Here is a 2054-nt window from a genome sequence, read left to right as displayed (position 1 = left end):
TCTACAACATCGGGGTGAAACCTTCGGGGAGTAGCCCCTTATTTTTATTCAACTAACGTTTCAACTGGAATCTTTTTGTCGGACAGTAGTGAATTTTTATCTCTATTTCTTTGTTTTTTGGAATACGATTTATTGCACGTAGAATCATGATAAAAAAACAACTATAGTATGAAGAGGTGTTCAGGATTGGTGCTAATTTGTGTCTTCTATTGTAGCTGTTACGCGCAGCAGGGTAAGCCATACGAAGATTCCCAGATAAAATCAGAAAAACACTTAGGTAAGTTCGCATGCCCAGAAATTTGGAATAGATTGATCGGAAGCATCAAATAATTGAACGTATATTCATCCCTATAAAATGGCATGAATTTGAGTAACAAACCCCCCGCTCGCGCGGACATGCTGCCGTGCGTTGCAAGCCATTGCCCCTGCAGCAAGAAAAGCACTTTGCAGCAAGCTTGCATAACCGCAGCCATACCAAGAGCATAGATCGGTAGCATGGGCATGTTGCCCATACGGTAAGTTGGCCCAGCGCAATTACCAAGCGTATTGCTGCCGGACGAAACGTCCTGAATACCTCCCGTGCGCTTATCGAGGCTGCTCAGCGGCCATCACGATGCGGGATTTTTGCTATATTGTTTACAGTGCACGGACGGGAAATACGTCTGCGCTCGCGGGGAAGAGCTGCTGCAAAAGTGCAGCGGCTCCAAACTTTTTGAGAGAAGGTGCTGCAAATTGCAATAGAGTAAAACCGCTTGGCGACATACCGCTACAATTAGTTAGCGCGTAAGCTTGATTTGTAGCGCCTGCATTGGTAAGTTACATTACTACCACAATATTTAGTTTCGGGCTGCTGCACGTAAATCTGGAATCAACACCAACAATCTAAGGTGCAGACAAATGACACCAACATGTCGGTGAAAAAATATTTTCAATAATTTTTTTGTTTATCAAATTATTGGATGCTCTTATTTTATAAGCCACCCAGAAGGTGTTACCTCTGTTTTTGGTATAGGACTACATGCTAGCCTATTGGAAATTTGATACAGATGTTGTAATTTGCATCAACCATAAACAAAACAGAAGTTTAACCTAAAACTACTAGCTATGATTATCAAAACTACCTACATTAAACGGATGCGCACAGGCGAAACCCAAACAATTGCTACCCGAGTAATAAAATGCTTGAAACCATTCGATTTGCCCACCCTTATGTTGCATGATCTAAACAGCAGGTTGGAGAGTTCCACCAACCTCCTCTCGCAGGTGCTGGTAAAGTATCAGCATACCGATAAAACTAAAGCGCTTAAGCTGGCCGATGAGGTTCGTGACGACTCGTTTATGGCTTTTCGCAAATCGCTGGCCTCAGTTGCGCTGCGCCGCGATCCGGAAAAGGCGGCGAGGGCCAACAGGTTGCTCGATCTTATTCGACAGCACGGATGGGATATTCATAAAATGAACTATGCCGACGAATCATCGCACCTCACAGATTTACTGCAAACTATTGCTAACTCTCCGGAATTTTCGGACGACATAGCCTTCGTCAAGCATAACGATCACCTCGAGGAGCTGAAGCTGGGGCAGGATCAATTTGAGACAATTCTACTCGATAGAAGTCAGGTAACGGCCAACGAACTTGAGGCCAATGGTGGCGATGCCGCCAAGCAGGTAAAAGAGGATTGCATGATGCTGTTTCAGGCAATCGACTCGCTCTACGCCATTTCGAAGAAGCCGGAATATCTGCAGATGGCCAACCAAATAAACGAGATTGTCGACGCTCAAATACAGGTAATCCGCGCCCGCATTACGCGCAACTCCGATAAGGAAGAGGATGAGGTGAAAGAATAGAAAGGCTTGTTTTCCATATGTAGCTTGATTAAGCGGGGGTTCTTGTAGGAGAACGTCCGCTTTTTTTATGATTGAGAGCGAATATGGAACGGCATCACGATACACCGCGGAGCGGTTAAACTATGATACTCCCCAAAAGCTGGACATGAAGTTAAGATAGAATAGTATTATCTTTAAACGAAAATTTTATGTCAACGACAAGGAGAAAA

At 44.3% G+C, this 2054-nt stretch carries 1 protein-coding gene; it reads left to right on the top strand.

Annotated elements, in window-relative coordinates; all coding sequences use genetic code 11:
* Positions 1 to 1104: 1104 nt before the first annotated feature.
* Positions 1105 to 1845: a DUF6261 family protein gene (locus BLS65_RS17595; RefSeq protein WP_092441093.1), complete on the top strand. Its 741-nt coding sequence runs from the start codon at positions 1105 to 1107 to the stop codon at positions 1843 to 1845.
* Positions 1846 to 2054: the final 209 nt, after the last annotated feature.

Source organism: Williamwhitmania taraxaci (assembly GCF_900096565.1).
Lineage (GTDB): Bacteria > Bacteroidota > Bacteroidia > Bacteroidales > Williamwhitmaniaceae > Williamwhitmania > Williamwhitmania taraxaci.
Note: the sequence above shows the minus strand (reverse complement) of the source record. Positions and strands in the feature narration are given on the sequence as shown.